Source organism: Mesorhizobium sp. B2-2-4 (assembly GCF_006442375.1).
In the GTDB taxonomy this organism is placed as follows: domain Bacteria; phylum Pseudomonadota; class Alphaproteobacteria; order Rhizobiales; family Rhizobiaceae; genus Mesorhizobium.
Window position 1 is genome coordinate 52619 of record NZ_VFWB01000013.1, and the last position, 22996, is coordinate 75614.

Genomic DNA, 22996 nt, shown 5'->3' on the forward strand with positions numbered 1-22996 from the left:
GGTGGACCGGCGGCTTCCCCGGACCACCAGGGGTATTGTTTAAGGCGGCCTAGCCATCATGGCGGCGGGGACAAACCGCTGTCGAATGGCGGTGCGCGGAGATACCCTATTTGCCGTTTTTGGCCCCGCCGATCTCCTTGTCCCACTTCTCGAACATGGCAACCAGCGGTTTGGCGTCGAGCGGCGGTTCGATCGGGTTGTCGGCGATCATCGCGGCATATTCGGGCCGGCCGAAACGCTTGATCGTGTCCTGGCTGTCCTGCGGCGCCATCTCTATCGGCACGTCCCTGATCGACGGGCCGGGGTACATGTAGCCGTGATCGTACATGAATGCCTGCTGCTCGGGCTCAAGGATGAAGGCGATCAGTCGCAGGAGAACGCCGAGCTTTTCGTCGGAAACGCCCTTTGGGATAGCCACATAGTTGGCGTCGCTGACCCAGTGGAAGCCCTTCAGGGTCGCAATCTTGTAGTCTTCGGGAACGATGCCGAGATAGCGCGGATTGATGTCCCATCCGGTGGTCGTGGCGATGATGTCGCGCGTGCCGTCACCCAGTTCCTTCATGGTGACGGTCGTGCCGGAGGGATAATAGTCGATGCAGTCGTTCAGTTCCTTGAGATAGGCCCAGGTCTTCTCCCAGCCGTCGATAGGATCCAGCGGATCCTTGTCGCCGAGCAGGTAGGGAAGGCCCATGACGAAGGTTCGGCCGGGGCCGGAATTCGCCGGGCGCGCATACATGAACTTTCCCGGATGCGCCTTGCACCAGGCAAGCAACTCTTCAGCGGTCCCAGGAAGGTCCTTGACCCGATCCGGCGCATATTCCAGGAGCGGGCCTGACGGATACCAGCTATCGACGAAGGCTTGGCCCTTCGCCATCTGCTGCATGGCATAGGCGCCCGGTAGGTAGCGCTCGTCGAGCTTGGGAAACATATCGGCATAGTCAGGCAGGATCTGGGTCCACAATCCCTGGTCGATGCCCGCGGCAAGGGCGTCGTTACCGGTGAGCACGAAATCGATGTCCAACCGGCCTGCCGCCTGCTGGGCCTTGAGCTTGGCGGCAAGTTCGGGCGCGGGCGCCTGCGTGTAAACGAACTTCGAGATCAGTTCCGGATGGGTCTCGGCGAACTTTTCAAGCGCCCGCTGGCTGAGTTGCAGGTCGCCGGCAACGTCGACCACATTGATGACCAGCGGTTCCTTCGGCTTCGGGAACTCCTTGGCAAGCACGAAAACCGGCCTTGCCGCCGCGGCAACGCCAGCACCCAGGATCGTTAGAAGGGCATTGCGTCGGGTTGTCATTGGTGTCTCCTCCCTTTCTAGGTTGCGTGGACGGTTATTCGCCCACGGTGTCCGGCACTTCGCGAAGCAGAGCAGCCGATTGCGGATCGAGAAACAGGTGGCAGTCGGCATGCCTGCGCAAGATACCGGCCGGCACCATCGGCGAGATCGGCGCTTCGACCGTATCGCGCACCGCCTCGGCCTTGCGGCGGTCCGGCACCGCCAGCACGATCAGACCGCTTTTCATGATCTGGTTGACGGTCATGGAGATCGCCCTGTGCGGAACGTCTTCCAGCGTCGGAAACCAGCCTTCGCCGAACTGCTGGCGGCGGCAGCGGTCGTCCAGCGTTACCAGGTGGAACGGTGCGGTCGTCTCGAAGTCCGCGGGCGGATCGTTGAAGGCGAGGTGGCCGTTCTCGCCAATGCCCGCGAAGGTCACATCGATAGGGTGCCGGGCAATCAACGCGCTGATGCGCGCCACCTCGGCACCTGGATCCGGCACGTCCCCGTCGATGAAATGAAAGGCCCCGAGCGACGGCAGCAGCGCGGTGAAGCGCTCCTTGAGATAGCGCCGAAAACTGGCCGGATGCGTATCCGGCATGGCGACATATTCATCGAGGTGAAAGCCGGTGACGCGCGACCAGTCGATGTCATCCCGCTTCACCAGCGCGGCAAGCACCTCGAACTGGCTGGCGCCGGTGGCGACGACGATATTGGCCGCCCCGCGCGCCTCGATCGCGGCGCGGATCGACTGCGCCCCCAGTTCAGCGGCAGCGGCGCCCAGCAGCTTTTTGTCCGGTTTCACGTAAATTCGCATGATCACTCCGTGGTTGTAAGTCGATCGAGCCCCGCCGTTTCTCGCTGCGAGCACGGGGCCTGGGTTGTCGCCCTGATGACGAATTCGGTGACGAGATTGATGCGCTTGTGCGCGAGCGGCTTGCCTTGCAGCATAGCGACGAGAAGCTCGACCGCCTGCCTGCCGGCCTCCGCGCAATGGGTTGCGATGGACGTCAGGGGCGGGAAAAGGGTCGGCGCCAGTATGCCGTCGCAGCCGATCACGCTGTAGTCGCCCGGCACCGACAGGCCGCGCGCGGCAAGCCCGGCCATGATGCCTTGCGCCATGACATCGTCGAATGCGAGTACGGCGGTCGCGCCCGTCAGGACGAGTTCATCGACGCAGGCCTGGCCGGCCTCGAAGCTTGGCCGCGAGGTCGGAACCCGTACGATCTCAACCCCAAGCTCGGCGGCCCTCCTGGTCACGGTGCCGTAGCGCTGGCTGTTCGACCAGGAGAATGCCGGCCCGGCAACATAGGCGATCGATCTATGGCCCAGCGAAACCAGATGCTCCAGCGCCTGCCCATAGCTTGGCCCGCTATCGACCAGAAGCCGTGCCATGCCGGGAATGTCGCGGTTGACGAGGACGCAAGGCCGCCTCCGCGCATGTTCAAGGATCTGTTTCGTGTGCAGGCGCGAAGAGGCGATGATGAAACCTTCTACCTGCGCTGACAGCTTGGTCAGGAGAATGTCTTCCACTTCCGGCGTCTCGTCAGAATCGCCGATAAACGTCGCATAGCCACATTCGCGGGCCGTCGCCTGCCCCCCACGCATCATCGCCGCGAAGAACGGGTTGGTGATATCGGGCACGATTAGCGCGATGTTGCCCATCCGGCCGGTGCTTAGTGCGCGCGCGGCATGATTGGGGACATAGCCGAGCCGCGCGGCGACCGAGTGAACCCGCGCGACCGTCTCGCGACTGAGAAGTTCCGGCCGGCTGAAAGCACGCGAAACGGTAGCCGAAGAGACGTTGGCAGCGTCCGCCACCTCGCTCAGCGTCGGTGTTGAAGATGAATTGTTCCGCCTTCGGTCAGGCATGCGCGTCCCCATGCAAGCGCTTGCATGAAAGCGCTTGCACGAAGTCGTGTCAAGGATTGATTGGCCTAGAACAGGTCGGATAGTCGGGCTGTCCCCCGAGGCACTCCTCTACAGGCGGAAACCGACCTAATGCCGATCGACGTCAGACATAGGTCAGGATCGGCGCAGGCGGACCGAAGCCGCGCCGATCACGGTAGGCATTGCCGCGCCGTCAACCCTTCGACTGGAGCGCGTGGATCACGCCGCGCAGTTCCGCCAGACCGCGCAGGCGACCTATCGCCGGATAGCCGGGATTCACCGTTTTTGTGAGATCATCCAGCATGCGGTGGCCGTGGTCGGAGCGGAAGACGATAGTGTCGTGCGGTTCCCGTTTGCCGTCTTCGGCCAACAATTCGCGCAGTACCGCAACCATGTCCACGTCGCCGTCCAGATGCGCCGCTTCATGGAAGGTGCGGCCATCGCCTTCGCGCTTGGTCGCCCTCAAATGTGCGAAGGGGATGCGCGACGCGAAGTGCTTCGCCATCGCCGGAAGATCGTTGTCAGCGCGCACGCCAAGGCTTCCGGTGCAAAAGCACATGCCGACGGCCGGCGACGGAACTGCCTCGAAGAGCGCGTTGTAGTCGGCGGCGGTCGAGGCCACCCGCGGCAGACCAAAGAGCGAGCGGGGCGGATCGTCCGGATGCAGCGCAAGCCGGACGCCGCTGCTCTCTGCGGCGGGCGCGATCGCCGCCAGGAATTCGGTGAGATGGTGGCGCAGCCGGGCGGCATCGATGCCCGCATAACGCTCCAGCCGGTCGCGAAACTGCGGGACCGTCAACGGCTCCGTGGTCGAGCCCGGCAGCGCACTGGCGATGTTGGCGACGAGGGTCGCGGCCTCCTCTTCGCTCATCGCCTCGAAGGCAGCTTTCGCCCGCTCGCGGTCCTCGTTCGAATAATCGGCTTCGGCTCCCCTGCGCTGCAGGATGTGGAGGTCGAAGGCTGCAAACCGGTCCTGGTCGAAACGCATCGCGGTCGCGCCGCTTGGCAGTTCGTAATCGAGATCGGTGCGGGTCCAGTCCACCAGGGGCATGAAATTGAAACAGATGATATGGATGCCGTTGGCCGCAACCGCTTCCATGCTGGCGATCCAGGCCTCGATCTCGGCTTTCGCCTCGCCGCCGTGGCGCTTGACAGCGTCAGGGACCGGTATGCTTTCAACGACCGACCAGACAAGCGGCGAGCGGTCGGACGGCGTACCCTCGATCATCGCCTTGCGCGTCGCCACCTCCGCCTTCGTCCAGGCACGCCCGATCGGGACTTCGTGCAACGCCGATACGATATCGGTGGCGCCGGCCTGACGCACGGCATCGAGCGGAACCCCCGCATCCGGCCCAAACCATCTCCATGCCTCGCGCATTCGTCATTTCTCCAACTATTTCAGGGCTGGTCGGCTCAAATAAACCAGTCGGGGTAGGCGTCGCGCAGTTGCTCGACATCGGGAATAACAGCGCCCAGATGGATTCGCATGGCCTCGCAGGCAGCCTTAACGTCATGCGCCGCTATAGCGTTGCGGATGACCGTATGCTCGCCAATCACATGGTCCATGCGGCCGAGCGCGGGCAGCGTCATGCGTCGCGCCCGGTCGATCTGCACCTTGACCGGCTTCAGATAGTTCCAGATGCCGGAATAGCTGGCTATTCGGGCAATCGCCTCGTGAAAGGCCTCGTCGGCCTCGTGAAAGCCGTTCATGTCCTGTCGTTCGGCAAGGAACCGCTGCCGCGCCAATATGTCGTCGAGCTTTCCCACATCGTTGCCGTTTGCGCATTGCGCGGCCTTTTCGACCGTGGCGCCTTCCAGCGCCTTACGGATGACGACGGCTTCGGGAATGAGCGAGATCGGTATCGGCGCGACGAAGGTTCCCGACTGAGGATAGATATTGACCAGCCCGTCTTCGACCAGGCGAATCAACGCCTCGCGCACCGGCGTGCGGCTGACACCGAAACGCTCGGTCAGCACCTTTTCATTCAAGGCGTTGCCGGGCTTAAGCTGCATGGATACGATCGCCTCGTGCAGTTCGCGGTAGACTGCGGACGCAGCCGTCGTACGCACGATGCCCGGCCGACGCATCTTCGTTCGAACGGGGGCGGCGTCGCGGTCAGAGCCCGCAATGCCCGCATGCGCCTTTGCTGATGTCATTTCTCAATCCCCGATCTTCAATCAGTTGACATATTAATATATTATTCCTTACTGTTCGCCAATATCGGAACGCCGCTTCATCCCAAATTATGATCGCGCGCATTCAATCGCCCCTCCCTTCCGAACGCCGCTTTCGCGGCTCGACCGCAAGGATTTTGCAATGCCGCTCCATCCCGACAGGCTTTTTTCGCCTGACCCTACCGTCCGTTCCATCGCCAGGCGCCTCTATGAAGGCGTGCGTGCCTTGCCGATCATCTCCCCGCACGGCCATACCGAGCCGGATTGGTATGCGTATGACCTGCCGTTCCCGGATCCGGCCACGCTGTTCGTCAAGCCCGACCACTACATTTTGCGCATGTTCTATTCCCAGGGAATGCGCATGGAAGATTTCGGCGTCCCGCGGCTGGATGGGGGGCCGATCGAAACCGATCCCCGCAAGATCTGGCGCCGCTTCGCCGAGAACTACGCCCTTTTCCGCGGCACGCCGACGCGGCTGTGGTTCGAGCATTCGCTGGCAACGGTCTTCGGAATCGAAGAGCGGCTCGGCGCGAAGAATGCCGACCTTCTTTATGACCGCATCGCCGAACAGCTCGAGCGGCCAGAGATGCGCCCGCGCGCGCTCTACAAGCGTTTCAACATCGAAGCCATCTCAACGACGGACGCCGCCACCGATGCGCTTGCCGCGCATGATGCGATCAAGGCTTCCGGATGGGACGGCCGGGTTGTGCCAGCCTACCGGCCAGACGCCGTCGTCGACCCTTCGCGCAAGGGTTTCCATGCCGAGGTGGAGCGGTTCCTGGCGTTGGCCGGAACGCCGGCCAGCTATCCCGGCTATCTTGAGGCGCACCGAATCCGCCGTGCATATTTCAAGCAGCGCGGCGCGACGTCCACCGACCACGGCCATCCGAATGCCCGCACCACCGACCTGTCGAAGGCGGAAGCAACAGCCCTGTTCAACCGGGTGCTGAAGGCCGATGTTTCGCCCGAGGATGCCGACCTGTTCCGCGCGCAAATGCTGACCGAAATGGCGCGCATGAGCGCCGAGGACGGCCTGGTCATGCAAATCCATCCCGGCTCTTTCCGCAACCACAACCCGCAGATTTTCGCCGAGTTCGGCTTCGACAAGGGCGCAGACATTCCCACCGGCACCGATTATGTCCACGACCTCAAGCCGCTCCTCGACGCGTTCGGCAACGACACGCGCTTGACATTGATCCTGTTCACACTGGACGAGACGGCCTATGGACGCGAGCTTGCGCCGCTTGCCGGACATTATCCGGCATTGCGCCTCGGCCCGCCCTGGTGGTTTTTCGACAGCCCCGAAGGCATGTACCGGTTTCGCAAGCTTACCACGGAGACAGCCGGCTTCTATAACACGGTGGGCTTCAACGACGACACCCGTGCCTTCTGTTCGATCCCCGCGCGGCACGACATGGCGCGCCGCGTCGACTGCAATTTTCTCGCGGAATTGGTGGCTGACCACCGGCTCGACGAAGACGAGGCGCAGGAAGTGGCGCACGATCTCGCCTACCGCCTGGCCAAGAAAGCCTATAGGCTCTGACCATGGCGCAGCGGCTTTCCAATCGGACCTGGGTGACCTGCCGGCCGGGATCGGGCGCGCGGACCGCAAAGATCGGCTTGGCTGCCAACTGGCCGCCGTCTTCCTGCGGCTGAAGCAGGTCCTCGGCACCGATCTCCCGGCCGAGCCCATTTCGCAAGCCTGGGAACCGTATTGACCGATCTTTTGAACGACGGCGCCGCAGCCACCGTGGCATGATTGGCGCAGCGGTTCATGCACGGAGCAGAAAGCGGTTGTTTTTGATGACTGGTAGATTAATATATCAAAATTGAAATCCTGCCGGACAAGACAGGACCAGCGGAGGAGATGAAGATGATCAAGATCACTCGGCGACAGGCAGTCGGCGGATTAGCCGGCATGGCGGCGCTTCCGGTTGCGCGCGCGTTTGCCCAGACCGCCAAGCTGCCGACCGCGCCCGTCACCATCAATATCGTCGATGTCGCCGGCAATCTGGCGCTAACCCAGAAGGCGATCGAGAATTACAAGACGGCCAAGCCGGAACTGATCTCGAACATCGTCTTCACCAAGGCGCCCGCCCCCGAGCTTCCCGGCAAGATCAAGGCGCAGCAGGCGGCGAACCGCGTCGATATCGACCTCGTGCTTACCGGAACGGATGCGCTGTCGGCAGGCCTCGAGATGGACCTGTGGGTCAAGCTGCTTCCTGACGATTCGGGCGCCTTGCCGAAGCTGGCCGATATCTATCAGGAGCCGGCAGCGCGCATGCAGACGCTGGCCAAGGACCACGGCGTCGTCGTCACCTACTACCCGTCCGGGCCGCTGCTCGAATACATGCCCGACAAGGTCAAGACGGCGCCGACCACGGCGGAGGAGCTTCTGGCCTGGGCCAAGGAAAATCCGAACCGGTTCCTCTATGCGCGCCCGGCCAATTCCGGCCCCGGCCGCACCTTCCTGATGGGTCTTCCCTATCTGCTCGGCGACAGCGATCCGAAGGATCCGGTCAAGGGCTGGGACAAGACCTGGGCCTATCTTAAGGAACTGCACAAATACATCGAATATTATCCGACCGGCACCGGTGCGCTGATGAAGGAACTCGGCGAAGGCACGCGCGACATGACGGTGTCGACGACTGGCTGGGACATCAACCCGCGCGTTCTCGGCGTCGTGCCGAAGGAAGCCAAGGTTGGGGCGCTGAAAGGCTTCCATTGGGTCGCCGACGCCCATTACATGTGCGTGCCGAAAGGGGTCAGCGACGAAAAACTGGCCGTGCTCAAGGACCTGATGGCATTCCTGCTGACGCCTAAGCAGCAGGCCTATACCTATGACGAGGGCTATTTCTATCCGGGCCCGGCGGTTAAGGATGTCACCCTCGACATGGCGCCGCAGGAAAGCCAGGATGCGATCGCCGAATTCGGCCGCACCGAATATGCCGACCTGATCGCCAACAACCCGATCGAACTGCCGCTGGAGCCAGCTTCGATGGTCACGGCATTCCGAATCTGGGACGAACAGGTCGCCGCCACCGCGAAATGACAAACCTTTGATTGTCAGCGCATAATAGGAACCGGGCATGCCGCCCGGTTCGCCTACAACAATGGGGCTACGAACGGATGCTGCTCGCCTCGTCGAAATTCGACGAACTCCGCCTCGATCATATGAGTCGAAAATTCGGCAGTATGAGCGCGCTGAGTGACGTTTCGCTGACCGTGCGCAAGGGGGAATTCATCGCCCTGCTCGGACCTTCGGGCTGCGGCAAGTCGACCGCACTGAACTGCATCGCCGGACTGCTTTCCACCACGGGCGGCAGCATCTATCTCGACGACAAGCGCATCGACCAGCTTAAGCCGGAAGACCGCGGCTTCGGCATGGTCTTCCAGAACTATGCGCTGTTCCCGCATATGACCGTCAAAGCCAACATCGGCTTCGGCCTGAAGATGCGCGGCACGCCCAAGGCCGAGATCACGCAACGCGTCGACGAGGCGCTGGGGCTGGTGCGGCTGGAAACGCAGGGCCACAAGCTGCCGGGTCAACTGTCAGGCGGTCAGCAGCAGCGGGTGGCCATCGCCCGCGCCATCGTCATCGAGCCGCCGCTGGTGCTGATGGACGAGCCGCTCTCCAACCTCGACGCGAAATTGCGCATCGAGATGCGTGCGGAAATCCGGCGCATCCACAACCAGCTCGGGGCCACCACCCTTTATGTGACGCATGACCAGGACGAGGCCTTGTCGCTTGCCGACCGCATAGTCGTGCTGCGCGATGGCCGAATCCGGCAGGTCGGCGCTCCGCGGGACCTCTATGAGAGCCCGGACCATCTCGACGTCGCCGAATTCATGGGTTACCGCAACCGGCTAACCGGCAAGGTCACCCGGCGCGACGGCGACATTGCCATGGTCGAAGTCGGCGGCGTCAGCCTTTCGGGCAGGCTGCGCGACGATCTCGCGGTTGGCGCGCAAGCCGTGATCGCCGCCAGGCCGGACGATGTCACCGTGAGCGACAAGGGCATCGGGACGCTTGATGCGAAGGTCGAAACCATCGAGTATCGCGGCCGGGAATTCGTCGGCACGGCACGCACCGAGGGCGGCCTCGAGCTGATCTTCCATGCCAGCCAGGCCGCGTCGGTCGGGAACACGGTTTCGCTCTCGATCGATTCTGCCCACGCCCTGATCTACGCGGCCTGAGGACGGCGATGTCGACGCTCGATCATACGCCCTCTCCTTCCCTGCGCCAGCGGCTGGCCTTGCACGGGATCGACGGCGTCACCCTTCTGGTGCTTCCGGCCGCCTTGTTTACGCTGGCGATCTTCGTCTATCCCTTTGTCTACGGCCTGCTCCTGTCCTTCCAGCCGAAGGAAGGGGGGCTCCTCGCCAACTACCAGCGTTTCTTCTCCGACCCGTTCCTTTACAACACCATTGCCACAACGCTGTGGCTGGCGGTGCCGGTCACCGTTATCAGCCTGGCGCTGGCGCTGCCCATCGCCTTTCGCGTTCGCCTGATGACGCACCAGCGTATGCTGACCACCATCCTCGTGCTGCCGGTAACGCTCGGCACGGTGCTGGTGGCGGAAGGCCTGCTCAACTATCTGGGACCGCAGGGCTGGTTCAGCCGCACGCTGATGTTGTTCGGCATCATCAGCAGTCCCGTGAAACTCACCAACAATTACTGGGGTGTTTTCGCGTCGCTGATCATCACCGGTTTCCCGTTCACGTTCCTTTTGACGCTCTCCTATGTGACAGGCATCGATCCGGCACTGGAACAGGCAGCGGCGACCCACGGCGCGCGCTCCTGGCAGCGGTTCCGCTATGTGTTCCTGCCGCTGCTGATCCCCGGCCTGGCCATCGCCTTCCTGCTTTCATTCGTCCAGGCCTTTGCCGTCTTTCCGTCGGCGGTTCTGCTCGGTGCGCCGGCCGGGCCGACCCGGGTCATCTCGATTGCGGCCTACCAGGCCGCCTTCGAGCAATATGACTACTCGATGGCCTCGGCAATCGCGATGATCATGGCCGGTGTGCAGTTGGTCATCGTCGTCGCCATCCTGATGCTGCGCAACCTGTTCTATCGGGGCAGCACCGCAGGCGGAAAGGGCTGACATGATCCGCGACACAACCATCGCCGCCAAGCTCTGGATCACCGCCATCTGGGTGGTGGTGGGTTTCTTCGTACTCAACCTCGCGGCGATGATTGCCACGGTCATCCTGTCGTCCTTCGGCACACGCTGGCTGGGCACATGGATTCCTGCCGGCTTCACCACCCGCTGGTATTTCGCCGCCTGGGCGGAGTTCCAGCTCCACGATATCCTGATCGTAACCTTCCAGATCGCCTTCACCGTGGTCGCGCTTTCAGGCCTGCTCGGCGTGACGGCGGCCTATGCGCTGGCGCGGCGCGATTTTCCCGGCAAGAAGCTGATCATGCTTCTGTTCCTGCTGCCGCTTCTGGTCCCGCCGATCACCTTCGGCATTCCGCTGGCTACCGTGCTCTACCAATCGGGGGTCGGTGGCACCTTCTGGGGCGTGGTGCTGGCCAATCTCGTGCCGACGGTTCCTTTCGTCATCCTGGTGATGATCCCCTTCATCGAGCAGATCGATCCCAAGATCGAGGCGGCCGCGCGTGTCTTCGGCGCCAACACGTTCCAGCTCTTTCTCCATGTTCTGCTGCCGATGCTGATGCCGGGCATCTTGGCGGCGCTGCTGCTGGTGCTGGTGCGTACCATCGGCATGTTCGAACTGACCTTCCTGACAGCCGGGCCGACCAGCCAGACGCTCGTCGTGGCGCTGTACTATTCGGTCTTCGCCTCGGGCGTTCGCGCGGTGCAGTCGATCGACGCGATGGCGGTGGTGTATATGATAACGACGCTGGTCTGGCTGCTGATCGCATTGCGCTTCGTCAATCCGACGCAGATTGTAGCGCGGGCAAAGCAGCAGCCCGCCTCCGCCTGAAACAGGCTTTTCTTTCCGCCGCATGATGGCGGCGGAAAGCCACTCTCTCCAGGAATCCTGGAGCGTTCGAGGTTCGAAGGAAGCGCTCTTATACGAGTTGGTTGCTGGCCGGATCCGCACGGATGAGAGCTGCGATCAAGCGCTGTGTCTGGAGCGCCTCCTCACCCGTCACGACCGGATCGCGGTCTTGCGAAATCGCATCGGCGAAATCGTCAATCAGCGCACGATGCGCGTCATGGGGGAAGTCCATGATGGCTGCGCCGCTGCCTGTCTTCCCCTCCGCCTCGACGCGCTCTTCGCGCCCGTCGAGCCAGCCGACGCTCAGCGCACCGCCGGTCAGCGTGGCCGTGCCGAGCGAGCCGACAAGCTCCATGGTTTCAGGCGAGCCCGGATAGGCCGCCGTCGTGGCGAGCAGCGAGGCCGGCGAGCCGTTGCCGAGCCGCATCAGGGCGGTGACGTAATCCTCAGCCTCCATCCGGTGCAGGCCGGTCGTCCGCACCTGCGAAGCCACCACCTCGATCTCTCCCAGCAGAGAGCGGAAAAGGTCGATGGCGTGGATGGCCTGCGACAACAGCACGCCGCCCCCGTCCCGCGCGAAGCTGCCGCGGCCGCCGGTATCGTAGTAGGCCTGCGGCCGCCACCACGGAACCCGAAGGCTGGCCGCCTCCACCGTGCCGATGGCGCCGGAAGCCAGCACCTGGCGCAGCCGCAGGCTGGCCGGCCGGAAACGGTGCTGCAGGACGACGCCGAGGCGCAGGCCGGCCCCGCGGGCCAGCGTGACCAGCTTCTCGGCGCGGGCCAGCGTCGTTTCGAGTGGCTTTTCGACGAGCACGTGCTTGCCGGCGGCAAGGGCCAGCTCGGCCACCGCCAGATGCGCGTTGGCCGGCGTCAGCACCATTACCGCCTGAACCTCGGGATCGGCAATCGCGGCCGCAATATCGGTCGTCACGGGAAAGGAAAACTGGTCGGCAAAGGCTTCTGCCGTCGCCTGGCTGCGGCTGGCCGCCCATTTCACCTCGATCCTGCCGGCAAGATCGACGAGGCTCTTCGCATGCGGCAACGCCGCCGGACCCAAGCCGATCATGGCGACACGTAGCCTGCTCATCGCGCGTTCCTTTCCTGCCCCGTCACGACGACCGCCGCCGCCTGCGCCTCGAGCGCCAGCCGGCAGACCGTGAAGACATGCTCCTGCGTCATCGCCGTTTCGGTACGCTCGCGCATGTCGGCAAGCAGGCGCTCGAAATAGGATATCTTTTCGCCCGACGCATCGAAATGGCGCGTGCCCTGGCCATCGACGAGGAATACGTGGTCCGTGCCAGGTTTGCCGGCTATGTCGACATATTTCCTAAGTTCGATCGTGCCCTTGGTGCCGAGCAGGATGAGCCGTCCATCCCCCCAGGTCGGCAGCCCATCGGCGGTGAACCAGTCGACGCGGATATAGCCGCTCGCTTTGTCTCCCCGCAGGAGGATGTCGCCGAAATCCTGGAATGCCGGAATGTCAGGAGCGCCAAAATGGCCGACCGCACTTGAAACGACATTCGCGTCGGCGCAGCCAGTATAGAACAGGAACTGATCAATTTGGTGCGAGGCGATATCGACCAGGATGCCGCCGTAATTCACGGGATCGAAAAACCACGCCGGGCGTAGCGCACGGTTGAGCCGGTGCGGCCCCAGGCCCGTCACATGGATGACCTCGCCGATGGCGCCGTCCATCGCCAGTTGCGTCGCCAGCGTCGAGGCTCGGGTCAGGAGGCGCTCCGAAAAGCAGATCGAAAAGATGCGTCCCGTCTCACGCACGGTCTGCCGCACGGCGGCAAGCTGCTCGAACGTGGTCAGGCCGGGCTTGTCCGCAAGCACGTCCTTGCCATGCCACATGGCCTCGACGGCAATGGCGGCCCGGTCGGAGGGGACAGCCGCGGTAACGACGAGGTCGATGGCGGGATCCTCGATCAGGCGCCGTCGTTCGACCGGCGCGATCCGTGGAAAACGCTCGGCGATGCCGGCGGCAACCTTGGGATCGGTCGTCGCGGGATCGTAGCCGGCGCACTCGGCGCCGGCATCCAGAAGCCCACCGATCAGGTCATAGACGTGACGATGATCGATGCCGATCACGGCAAATCGCATTGGTCCGCTATTTCATCTTGTTGGCACCGACCTCGCGGTCCCATTTCTCGAAGGCGGCGACCAGTGCTTCCGGCTTTAACGGCGCTTCGACCGGGAACTTCCTGATCAGCTCTTCATATTGTGGGCGGCCGAACTCTGTGATGGCGTCCTGGCTTTCCTGCGGCGCGGCGCTGAGTGGTACCCCCTTGACCGCCGGACCGGGATAGAAATAGCCCTTGTCGTAGGTATAGGCCTGCTGCGCGGGTTCGAGCATGAAGGCCATGAGCTTGACCAGAACCGCGACCTTTTCCTCCGCGACGCCCTTGGGAATGCACATGAACTGCGTATCGGGCACCCAATGCGTGCCTTCGAGCGCAAACGTCTCGATCTCCTTCGGCACGATGCCCAACACACGCGGGTTGATGTCCCAGCCGAAGGTGGAAACGATCATGTCGCGGGTGCCCTCGGCCAGCTCCTTCATCGTCACCGTGGTGCCGGAGGGATAGTAATCGATGCCTTCATCCAGCGCCTTCAGATAGGCCCAGGTCTTCTCCCAGCCATTGATGGGATCGGAAGGATTCTTGTCGCCGAGGATGTAGGGCATGGCCATCAGGAAGGTCCAGCCCGGTCCCGAATTGACCGGCCGCGCATAACAGAATTTGCCGGGATTGGCCTTCACCCACGCCAGCAGTTCGTCGGTGTTCCTGGGGATGGTCTTGACCCTGTCCGGCGCATATTCGAAGAGTGGGCCCGACGGCGAATAGACGACGGCGACGCCTTCGTTCTGGCCGAAGTTCTTCTGCATCATCAAGGCGCTGTCGAGATAGACGTCCTCAGCCTTGGGCAGCACAGTGGGGTATTTCGTCCACACGTCGATCCACAGGCCCTGGGTGATGCCGTCCGACATGGCACCCGGACCCGTCAGCACCAGGTCGATGTCGACCCGGTTGGCCGCCTGCTGCGCGGCGAGCTTGGCCGGCAGTTCGGGGGACGGCGCGCGCGAGAACGTGATCTTGGAGACGAGCCCCGGATTTTCCTTACCGAATTTCTCGATTGCCGCCTGGGTAAGCTGCAGATTGCCCGCGACGTCAATGATGTTGAGCGCCACCGGCGAAGTGGGCAGGGCAAGCTCGTCGGCGAATGACCTGCCAAAGGGCAGCGCTGCAAACCCCGCCAATGCGCCGAGCGCCTGGCGGCGTGAAATCGTGAACATTGTCGTCCTCCTCATTTATTTTCTTGAAAGAGCGGTATCTCCGCGCTTTCATCCCGGCTCTCCCAGACGAATGATATATTAGTCTATCAGTATCGAATGCAACACAAATGACGCCCCGCTGCGCTGAAGGTCCCGTCGCGGACAGGCCGCGTCAGGCCGGTGCCTGGCATGCTGCACTATCCTAGTGCCAGCCCCTCGACGCGGCCGGCCTTTGGCGAAGCATCAGGATTTCTTTGCGCCGACCAATTCGTCCCACTTTCGGAAGGCGGCGATCATCTTTTCCGGCGGCAGCGGCAGTTCGATCGGGTTATCGGCGATGAGGCTGGCATACTCGTCCCTGCCGAAACGTTTGACGATGTCCTGGCTGTGCTGCGGCGCCATGGAGACAGGCACGTTCTTCACCGCCGGGCCGGGGTAGAGATAGCCCTCATCGTAGGAATAAGCCTGCGCTTCGGGCGTAAGCAAAAATGCCATCAGATCAAGCACCACGGCGAGCTTGTCGTCGGAAATGCCTTTCGGAACGCACATGAAAAAGGCGTCCGAAACCCAATGGAAGCCCTTGAGCGTGCCGATCCTTGCCGATTCCGGCACGATGCCGAGGGCGCGCGGATTGATGTCCCATCCCGTGGTCGAAATGATGATGTCGCGGCTGCCTTCCCCGAACTCCTTCATGGTGACGCCGGTGCCTGCGGGATAATAGTCGATATACTGGCCGATCTCTGCCAGATAGGCCCAGGTCTTCTCCCAGCCGTCGACGGGATCCTGCGGATCCTTGTCGCCGAGCAGGTAGGGGAGACCCATCATGAATGTACGGCCAGGGCCGGAATTGGTGGGCCGCGCATACATGAAGCGGCCCGGATTGGCCTTGGCCCAGGCTAGCAGCTCCTCGACCGAGCCGGGAACCTCCTTCACCCGCTCAGGCGCGTATTCGATCAGCGGGCCGGAAGGATAGTAGTTGACGACAACGCCATATCCCGCGCCCTGCTTCTTGTGCAGGGCCAGTGCGGCGGGTTCGTAATTGTCCTCGATTTTGGGGAACTTGTCGTTGAAATCCGGCAGAATCTTGATCCACGTGCCGTTGGCTAGGCCTGCCGCCAGACCGTCGGACCCGGTCAGCACCATGTCGATATCGACGCGGTTGGCTTCTTGCTGCGCGCGCAGCTTTCCGGCAAGCTCGGTCACCGGCGCCTTGGTGAAGACGATCCGTTCGGTGCGCTCGGGATATTTCTTGGCGTAGTTTTCGAAGGCCGGCTGCGAAAGCGCCAGCGCGCCGCCCACGTCCATCACCGAAATGACGACCGGCGATGCCGGCAATTTGGGTGATTGCGCCCAGGCCCGCGTCGTGCCGGCGAGGAATGTACCGCCAATGCCGCCAAGGATGGTGCGGCGATTCACCTTGAGTTCACGAGCAGTCACGGTTGTCTTCCTTCCCATTTTGTCGTTTGCCGGTCGTATTCGCGTTCTTCTTCTCCGACGCGCGCATGGGTGATGGTCATGTCGGGCGCCCACTCGATCTCGCTGGCGGGCACGCGAAGGCCATGCGCGTCCAGCACCGGCTGCAGCAGCGCCATCACATTTGCCGAGGCCATATCGACAGCCTGTGCGAAACCGGCGATGCCCCAGCGCACCAGGTTGCGCACGGCGTCGTCCAGTCGCAGCGCCGACCCGGCGAGCCCGATGCCGCCAAGAACGCGGACCGAGCCATCGGCGCGGCTCTCGACCCGCATTCCGGCAAATTCGTAAGACCCGTGCGGCGCACCGGCCGCCGAAACGGCATCGGTAACCAGGACCGACCGGTCCAGCCCTTTTGCCCGGACCAGCGATTTCAACGCGCCTGGCGGAACGTGAATCCCGTCGGCGATGAATGTCGCGGCGAGACGGTCTTCGGCCAGTTGGGCAAACAGGGTATTGTCCAGTTTCGGCAAGGTTTGCGGCAGCCCGTTGCCGAGATGGGTGGAAAGGACAGCGCCAGCCGCCGCGGCCTGCGCCACGAGCTCAAAACCGCAAGCCGAGTGGCCGATCGAAACAAGAATGTTGTGCCGGTTCATGGCCCGTATGAAAGCAATGCCACCTTCCACTTCGGGAGCCAGCGTCGTCAAAAGGATCGGGCGCTTGAGCAGCGACTGCAGACGCTCAATGAGCGCAGGATCCGCAGCGGTCATCGCCGAGGCGGGATGGCATCCGGAATAACCCGGGGCGGGATTGAGGAACGGACCTTCCAGATGATAGCCGGGGCACATGAGGGGACCGAGGCGGCTTTCGGAGACAGCCTTGTCGAGAGCGCTGAACCGCGCCGACAATTCGTCCGGCCTTGCCGTGATGATCGTCGGCAGGCACGCTGTCACGCCGCACGCCAGGAGGGCCTCCAGCGCTTCGTCGAGTTCTGCCGCCGTCAGGGTCCCCGAGTTGAAATCGACGCCGGCGAAGCCATTGACCTGCATGTCGACCAGACCGGGAGTAATCATGTTGCGGCCGATCGCCAAGATTCCTTACGCGGAGAGTACACGGCTTGATACCGCTTGCAAGCCATTTTTGAATAATGTTATCCAGAAATGCGAAAGGAAAAGAATCCGGGCATGTTGACGCTCTACACCGCGGATTTCGAGGACGCCCGCCAACGCGACTGCGCACGCGTCATCGCCAGCCTGCACGAAGGCGGCGGCAAATCCCGCGCCGCACTTGCCGCCGAGTTGGACATGACCTCGATGGCGATCTCGCGCGCCATCGCCGACCTCGTCGGCAGGGGCATCATCGAGCAAAGCGTCGGCCAGGTGAGCGGCCGTGGCCGCCCACCGGCGCAAATCGTTTTGAACCCCGGTTGCGCGGGCGCGACCGTCCTTCTTGTTTCCAGCCAGGAACTGGTTGGCGTCCTTGTCGATTTCCGCGGAAGTGTCCTCGCCCGGCAAACCGCCCATGTTCCGTCCGACGCCGATTCGGCCCGCATGACCGCGACGATGCGTGACCTTGTCGCCGGTCTGCTCGGCAGCTGCCCGTCTGGCATGCGTCATGTCGGAACGTCCGTTGCCGTTTCCGGCATCGTGGACGTGAAGACCCGGACGTGGATATTGACCTCGCGATGGCCGAACGTTCGCGATTTCGACGTCGGCAAGGCGCTCGATGGCATCACGCCGCGCGTGTTCCTGTTTCGCCAACTGGATGTCGAATTGAGCGCCCGATACGCCGTGCCGGGCATGGAAAGGCTGGAAGGCGCCTTCATTCTTCATTGGGGTTGGGGCATCGGCCTGGCCTATCGCGGCAGCGACGATGCGCCGATGCGCCAGGGCGGCCCCTTCGGCGAAATCGGCCATTGGCGTTTCAACGTGCTCAAGGATCGCCCCTGCGGATGCGGCAACCGGGGCTGTCTCGAAACAGCAGCTTCGCTGTCAGCCCTGTTGCCGGTCATACGGGAGATATATCCGTGGGCTTCAGGGGAGGAGGAACTCCTCTCCAGCCAAATCGAGACGATGGAGCTGACGGATATTCCCGAAATCCGGGTCGCCGTCGATCTTATGGCGCGCGCGCTGGGGAACGCCTGCAGGCTGCTTTTCCCCGAGAAGGTGTTCATCACCGGCCCGTTTACCTGCAATGCCGGACTCTACGAACTTCTACGCTCCCGCTTCGAGGCGGAAGGATTGATCGGCACCTTGCGCCTGCCGACCCTGATCTCCGATCGCTCCAGCCTGGACTACGTCGTCCAAGGCGCCGCGCAACCGCTTCATGAAATCGCCGTTTGCGTGCTGCTCGGCACGCCGCAGGGGAAACCGAATGGCGCAGGGCGGAGCCGGCGGAATGGAAAGCGGCAAAGGCCGATGCCCTGACGCGAAGCATCTGAATGATTGACGCTGCGGGTTCAGAGATCCGGGAGCAATCTCGATGCCCCACACCTCTCACGTCCTGTGGAGAATGCTGCGACGCCGCTCGGGCGAAGCTCACTGCCTCGCGGAGGTTTTCGAGCCGGTTCTCACTAGCGAGCCGCACAGCGAACAGCCGCATTTAGCATGTCGCCAGCGTTTTCTTCTTTAGGCCAGGAGCGCATTCCCGCGCCGTTCCATCTCTGCCGGATCGAGGTCCTCCCTCCACGACAGGAGCACCCAGACGTGGCCGAAGGGATCGCGCACGGTGGCGGAACTGGCGCCATAGAACATATTCGTGGGTGGCTGAATCTCTTCCGCGCCAGCCTTGACCGCGCGCCGCAGCAAGGTCGCGTTATCATCAGTGAAGATGTGAAGGCCAGCTGTGCAGCGACCAAGTGTCCGCGGCTCGCCGTATAGTCTCTCGTCCGGATCCCCGATCATGATCACGGCTCCGCAGATCAAAATCTCGGCGTGCATGATTTTGCCGCCTGGGTGGGCAATTCGGAACAATTCCATCGCTCCGAATGCCCGCTCGTAGAACGCGATCCCATCCGACGCCCCGTCGACGTAGATATGAGGGACAATCGCATTTCGATATCTCTCCGGTCGTTCAGTCATCTCGGTGTCCTCGCGCCAAATATCAGAGCGCTCGTTTGCGGTGCACAAGCCGGCGAAACACTCTTTACAAGACCCGGCGGAAGGCTCGCCTCAGTTCGCCCACCGCACCGCCGGAGACCATCAACCGTGCGTCGACACGATCCGTTCCGGGTTCCACGCGATCATCTGCTCGATTGCCGCCGAAGCCGGCGCCGGCTCGACTTGAAATTCCTCGAAAATCGAACGGTGCCTCTCTTTTCCAACACGGCAGGTCGGCAAAAATCCAGGCCGACTCCAACCTGGAGACTGTCCTGATATTTCCGGCGATCAGCGGCTGGCGCCAGAAGGCGATACGGTCCTGCAAGCGATGGCCTGGATAGTCGCCGGCATGAAGCACGGATGGCCGAAGGCGGTCGGAAGTCGAACGCCGTCCGCGGCTGCTCGCCCCTAGACGCCGAGATGATGCTGCAGCAGCCCCGGCTGTGTCTTGAGCTCGGCGGCCGGGCCCTCGTGGGCGATATGGCCGTTATTGATGATATAAACGCGGCTCGCGAGCGCCAGCGTCGCGGCGATGTTCTGTTCCACCAGCACGATTGTCTGCCCTGCCTGGGCCAGTTCGCGGCAGGCGCGCACCAGATCGTGCACAATGACTGGAGCAAGTCCTTCGAAGGGCTCATCAAGCAGAAGGATCTTCGGGTTGCGCACCAATGCACGGGCTATGGCCAGCATCTGCTGTTCGCCACCCGAGAGATCCGTGCCACGGCTGGTGCGCCGTTCCTTCAGCCGTGGGAACATCGTGTAGATGCGTTCCAGCGGCCAGCGGCCGTCGGCGGTCAATCCGGCCAGAATGATGTTTTCCTCGACGCTCAGGCTGCCGAAGATGCGCCGATTTTCGTGCACGAGCTGCATGCCTTCCCGAGCGATGCTGTGCGCCTTCCTGCCAACCAGCTCAACCCCGTCGAGCTCAACCGAGCCGGCTCGTGGCGTCACCACGCCCATCAGGCTCTTCAGCGTCGTCGACTTGCCCGCGCCGTTGCGCCCGAGCAGCGCCACGACCTCGTTTTTCTCGACCCTCAATGAGACGTCGAACAGAATGTGACTGTCGCCATAATAGCTGTTCAACGCCCTGACTTCGAGCAGGCTCATGCCACCTCTCCATGTACTCCGCCGAGGTAGGCTTCCTGCACCTTTGCGTTGGTCTTGATCTCAGCGGGCATGCCTTCGACCAGTACCCTGCCCTCCTGCAGGACGGTCACTTTCTCGACCAGCTCGAAGAGCGAATCCATGTCGTGGTCGATGATGATCATCGTGCGTCCACGCGCGATTGACTTGAGCAGCGCCACGGTCTCGACGCGCTCGCGCGGGCTCATGCCGGCAAGCGGCTCGTCAAGCAGGAGCAGGCTCGGCGACGTCGCCAGCGCAAGGCCGATTTCCAGCCGCCGCTTCTCGCCATAGGCCAGTTCCGAAACGGGCCGATCGAGCCGCGCCGTAAGGTTCACCAGCGCCGCCGTTCGCTCGACCTGCTCATTGAGACCGGGAACGCTGTGGATACTCTTGAACAGGTCAAGCCGGAACTTTCCACGCGCCTCGCCCAGCGCGGCAATCATCAGGTTCCGCCGCACCGTCAGGCGGTCGAACAGCTGGTTGATCTGGTAGCTCTTGGTGAGCCCGAGCTGGCACACCTCGGACACACCCATGCCCGTAATGTCGCGGCCGGCCAGTATGATGCGGCCGGAGGTCGGCGCGATCTCGCAGGTGAGCATCTTGAAGAACGTCGTCTTGCCCGCGCCGTTGGGTCCAATGATGCCCCTTATCTCCCCATGGTCGACGCTGAAGTCGATGTCGCTGTTGGCTGTGATACCGCCATAGCGTTTGGTTAGGCCCTGCACCTGCAGGATCGGTCCGGATGCTGGCGCAGTGCCATGCCGGCGCGCCGGCATCGGTTCGACGACGGTCACGACGTGCGGCGCACTCTCGACCGCGGGATTGGCCCGTTCGATGCGCTTGCGGCCGCCGGTCAACCCATAGAGATCGACGATCGCACCGACGATGCCGCGCCGCAGGAAGCAGACCAGCAGCACGAAAACGATGCCGAGCACCAACTTCCATGTGGCGCCGAGATGCAATGTGTTCTGGAAAAAGTCGCTCAGATAGAGCCACACCGTCGCGCCCACCAGCGGCCCGAACAGTGTGCCGGCACCGCCGATCGCCGTCTGCATCACGACCTGGCCAGACGTGTCGAACATGAAAGCGTCCGGCGGCATGAAGCCCTGCATGACGCCCAACAGGCCGCCGGCAAAGCCGGCATAGATCGCCGCAACCACGAAGGCCGTGAGCTTGTAGCCGTGTATGTCGTGGCCGAGCGCCGCGGCGCGGAGCGGATTGTCACGGATCGCCGAAAGGATCGCGCCAACCGGCGAGCGTACGATGCGAAGTGCGACGACAATGCCCACGAAATACCAGAACGCCAGGAAGGTATACATCGTCCAGTCGGTGTTGAATTCGAGTACCGTGAAGCCGAGGTTGACGACCGGGGTTGGCACGCCAGGCAAGCCGTTCTCGCCGCCTGTGAATGCCGAGAGCGGATTGAACTCGACAAAGAAGAAGACTTCGGCGATGGCCACCGTGATCATGGCGAAATAGATGCCGGTGCGTCTCAGGGCGATCAGGCCGATCACATAGCCGACGACACCCGACACGACGGCGCCCATGACGATGGCAGCCATGACATAGGAGAAGCCGGTTTCAGTCAGGAGATAGGCGGCGAACATCCCGCCAGTACCGTAGAAGGCCGACTGGCCGAACGACAGCAATCCCGTGTAGCCGAACAGGATGTCGAAGCCGATCCCGAACAGGCCCCATATAAGGATACGATTGATCGTGCTGGGCGAAAAGCCGAGATGGGGCAGCACGAACGGCGCCAGGACGAGCGCCAGCGCCGTCAGAAGCTCGACAAGGAAGGGATGTTTGATGTTCATGGCGACCGCGTCTACTCGCGCCCTGCCGTGCCGAGCAGCCCGTGCGGGCGAAGCACCAGCACCAGAGTCATCGCCACGAACAGCATGACATAGGAATAACCGGGATTGAACATCGAGGTGATGCTGATGATTTCGCCGGCGATGAGGCCGCCGAGGATCGCGCCCGGAAAGGAACCGACGCCGCCGATCACCACGACCACGAAGGTCTGGACCAGTATGGCTTCCCCGACATCGGGCGCGATCGACACCACGGGTGCGTTGACGATGCCGGCGAAGCCGGCCGCCATGGCTCCGATGCCGAAGACGAGCATGAAGATCTTGTAGACGTCGATTCCAAGCGAATCGACCATTACCGAATCCTCGATGCCTGCTCGCACGATCATCCCGATGCGGGTGCGATAGAGCACGACATAGAGCATCAGCAACGCCAGGGCGACGATGCCGAGGAGCGCCAATCGGTAGGTGGGATAGACCATGAAGCCCAGATGGGTGATGCCGACCAGCGAGGCGGGCGGCGGCACCGTGCGCGAGAGGCTGCCGAAGAAGAAGCGGATCGTCTCGACGAAAACGATGCCGAGCCCGAACGTAACGAGAAGCTGGTCCTCGAGCGGCCGCATGTAGAAATGGCGAATGATCAGCCGCTCGATCAACACGCCGACGATCATCACGAACAGCGATCCGGCCGCCACTGCGGCCAGGAATGAACCTGTGTAGGTGTAGGCGAGCCAGCCGGCATAGCCTCCGAGCATGAACATCGCGCCGTGGGCAAGGTTCAGGACGCCGAGCGTCCCGTAGATGATGGTCAGCCCGGAGGAGATCAGCGCCAGAAGCGCGCCGAGCACGAGCCCATTGAAGCACTGCGAGATGAAATTTGCCCAGTTGATCACTCTGTGCCCACCTTAATCATGAAAAATATGCCCTGCCCTCGCGCCAGCAAGGGTTTGGTTGACAAGTCGCGAACAAT

Annotated in this window: 21 protein-coding genes; 6 read left to right on the forward strand and 15 right to left on the reverse strand. The window is 62.7% G+C overall.

Features of this window, described 5'->3' with window-relative positions; genetic code table 11:
• Window positions 1-106: 106 nt before the first annotated feature.
• The 5 genes from FJ959_RS26915 to FJ959_RS26935 form a co-directional block, all read right to left on the reverse strand.
• Window positions 107-1294, reverse strand: a complete 1188-nt coding sequence (locus tag FJ959_RS26915; RefSeq protein ID WP_140633037.1) for an extracellular solute-binding protein — start codon at window positions 1292-1294, stop codon at window positions 107-109.
• A gap of 34 nt (window positions 1295-1328) precedes the next feature.
• Window positions 1329-2090 carry a glucosamine-6-phosphate deaminase gene (locus FJ959_RS26920; protein WP_140633040.1) on the reverse strand — a complete coding sequence of 254 codons (762 nt, stop codon included), beginning with the start codon at window positions 2088-2090 and terminating at the stop codon, window positions 1329-1331.
• 2 nt (window positions 2091-2092) lie between these two features.
• On the reverse strand, window positions 2093-3145 hold the full coding sequence (locus FJ959_RS26925; RefSeq protein ID WP_246679014.1) for a LacI family DNA-binding transcriptional regulator: 1053 nt from the start codon (window positions 3143-3145) through the stop codon (window positions 2093-2095).
• Between the two features lie 211 nt (window positions 3146-3356).
• Window positions 3357-4541: a mannonate dehydratase gene (gene uxuA, locus FJ959_RS26930; RefSeq protein WP_140633046.1), complete on the reverse strand. Its 1185-nt coding sequence runs from the start codon at window positions 4539-4541 to the stop codon at window positions 3357-3359.
• Between the two features lie 35 nt (window positions 4542-4576).
• Entirely contained in the window at window positions 4577-5251 is a 675-nt protein-coding gene (locus tag FJ959_RS26935; RefSeq protein WP_140561383.1) for a GntR family transcriptional regulator, read from the reverse strand.
• Between the two features lie 229 nt (window positions 5252-5480).
• Here FJ959_RS26935 and uxaC point away from each other — a divergent pair, with 229 nt between their 5' ends.
• From uxaC to FJ959_RS26960, 5 genes are all read left to right on the forward strand, one after another.
• Window positions 5481-6881 carry a glucuronate isomerase gene (uxaC, locus tag FJ959_RS26940; protein ID WP_140633049.1) on the forward strand — a complete coding sequence of 467 codons (1401 nt, stop codon included), beginning with the start codon at window positions 5481-5483 and terminating at the stop codon, window positions 6879-6881.
• A gap of 333 nt (window positions 6882-7214) precedes the next feature.
• On the forward strand, window positions 7215-8390 hold the full coding sequence (locus FJ959_RS26945) for an extracellular solute-binding protein (protein ID WP_140498552.1): 1176 nt from the start codon (window positions 7215-7217) through the stop codon (window positions 8388-8390).
• 77 nt (window positions 8391-8467) lie between these two features.
• Window positions 8468-9535 (forward strand): ABC transporter ATP-binding protein, encoded by a 1068-nt coding sequence (locus tag FJ959_RS26950; protein WP_140498466.1) that lies wholly within the window; start codon window positions 8468-8470, stop codon window positions 9533-9535.
• 8 nt (window positions 9536-9543) lie between these two features.
• Entirely contained in the window at window positions 9544-10440 is an 897-nt protein-coding gene (locus FJ959_RS26955; RefSeq protein WP_140498467.1) for a sugar ABC transporter permease, read from the forward strand.
• 1 nt (window position 10441) lies between these two features.
• A complete protein-coding gene (locus FJ959_RS26960) occupies window positions 10442-11287 on the forward strand; it encodes an ABC transporter permease subunit (RefSeq protein WP_140513473.1) in 846 nt (281 codons plus the stop codon).
• A gap of 88 nt (window positions 11288-11375) precedes the next feature.
• On the opposite strand, the gene FJ959_RS26965 is transcribed toward FJ959_RS26960, so the two are convergent.
• The 5 genes from FJ959_RS26965 to FJ959_RS26985 form a co-directional block, all read right to left on the reverse strand.
• Window positions 11376-12392, reverse strand: a complete 1017-nt coding sequence (locus FJ959_RS26965) for a Gfo/Idh/MocA family oxidoreductase (protein ID WP_140633051.1) — start codon at window positions 12390-12392, stop codon at window positions 11376-11378.
• Window positions 12389-13411, reverse strand: a complete 1023-nt coding sequence (locus tag FJ959_RS26970) for a Gfo/Idh/MocA family oxidoreductase (protein WP_140633054.1) — start codon at window positions 13409-13411, stop codon at window positions 12389-12391. The genes FJ959_RS26965 and FJ959_RS26970 overlap by 4 nt, the downstream gene beginning before the upstream one ends.
• Before the next feature lie 7 nt (window positions 13412-13418).
• Window positions 13419-14603, reverse strand: a complete 1185-nt coding sequence (locus FJ959_RS26975; protein ID WP_140633057.1) for an extracellular solute-binding protein — start codon at window positions 14601-14603, stop codon at window positions 13419-13421.
• Window positions 14604-14825: 222 nt separating this feature from the next.
• A complete protein-coding gene (locus tag FJ959_RS26980) occupies window positions 14826-15998 on the reverse strand; it encodes an extracellular solute-binding protein (protein WP_246676608.1) in 1173 nt (390 codons plus the stop codon).
• 17 nt (window positions 15999-16015) lie between these two features.
• Entirely contained in the window at window positions 16016-17086 is a 1071-nt protein-coding gene (locus FJ959_RS26985) for an N-acetylglucosamine-6-phosphate deacetylase (protein WP_246679013.1), read from the reverse strand.
• Between the two features lie 93 nt (window positions 17087-17179).
• On the opposite strand from FJ959_RS26985, the gene FJ959_RS26990 reads away from it, so the two are divergent.
• Complete coding sequence (locus FJ959_RS26990; protein WP_181165372.1) at window positions 17180-18421, forward strand: ROK family transcriptional regulator; 1242 nt, start codon at window positions 17180-17182, stop codon at window positions 18419-18421.
• A gap of 201 nt (window positions 18422-18622) precedes the next feature.
• Here FJ959_RS26990 and FJ959_RS26995 read toward each other — a convergent pair whose 3' ends face one another.
• The 5 genes from FJ959_RS26995 to FJ959_RS27015 all read right to left on the reverse strand — a co-directional run bounded on the left by FJ959_RS26995 (window position 18623) and on the right by FJ959_RS27015 (window position 22919).
• Window positions 18623-19075 (reverse strand): VOC family protein, encoded by a 453-nt coding sequence (locus FJ959_RS26995; RefSeq protein ID WP_140498475.1) that lies wholly within the window; start codon window positions 19073-19075, stop codon window positions 18623-18625.
• Between the two features lie 64 nt (window positions 19076-19139).
• Entirely contained in the window at window positions 19140-19418 is a 279-nt protein-coding gene (locus FJ959_RS27000) for a hypothetical protein (protein ID WP_140525297.1), read from the reverse strand.
• A gap of 83 nt (window positions 19419-19501) precedes the next feature.
• A complete protein-coding gene (locus tag FJ959_RS27005) occupies window positions 19502-20200 on the reverse strand; it encodes an ABC transporter ATP-binding protein (RefSeq protein ID WP_140561318.1) in 699 nt (232 codons plus the stop codon).
• Window positions 20197-22032: a branched-chain amino acid ABC transporter ATP-binding protein/permease gene (locus FJ959_RS27010; RefSeq protein ID WP_140561320.1), complete on the reverse strand. Its 1836-nt coding sequence runs from the start codon at window positions 22030-22032 to the stop codon at window positions 20197-20199. The genes FJ959_RS27005 and FJ959_RS27010 overlap by 4 nt, the downstream gene beginning before the upstream one ends.
• 11 nt (window positions 22033-22043) lie before the next feature.
• Window positions 22044-22919, reverse strand: coding sequence for a branched-chain amino acid ABC transporter permease (locus FJ959_RS27015; protein ID WP_140561321.1), 876 nt, complete (start codon window positions 22917-22919; stop codon window positions 22044-22046).
• Window positions 22920-22996: the final 77 nt, after the last annotated feature.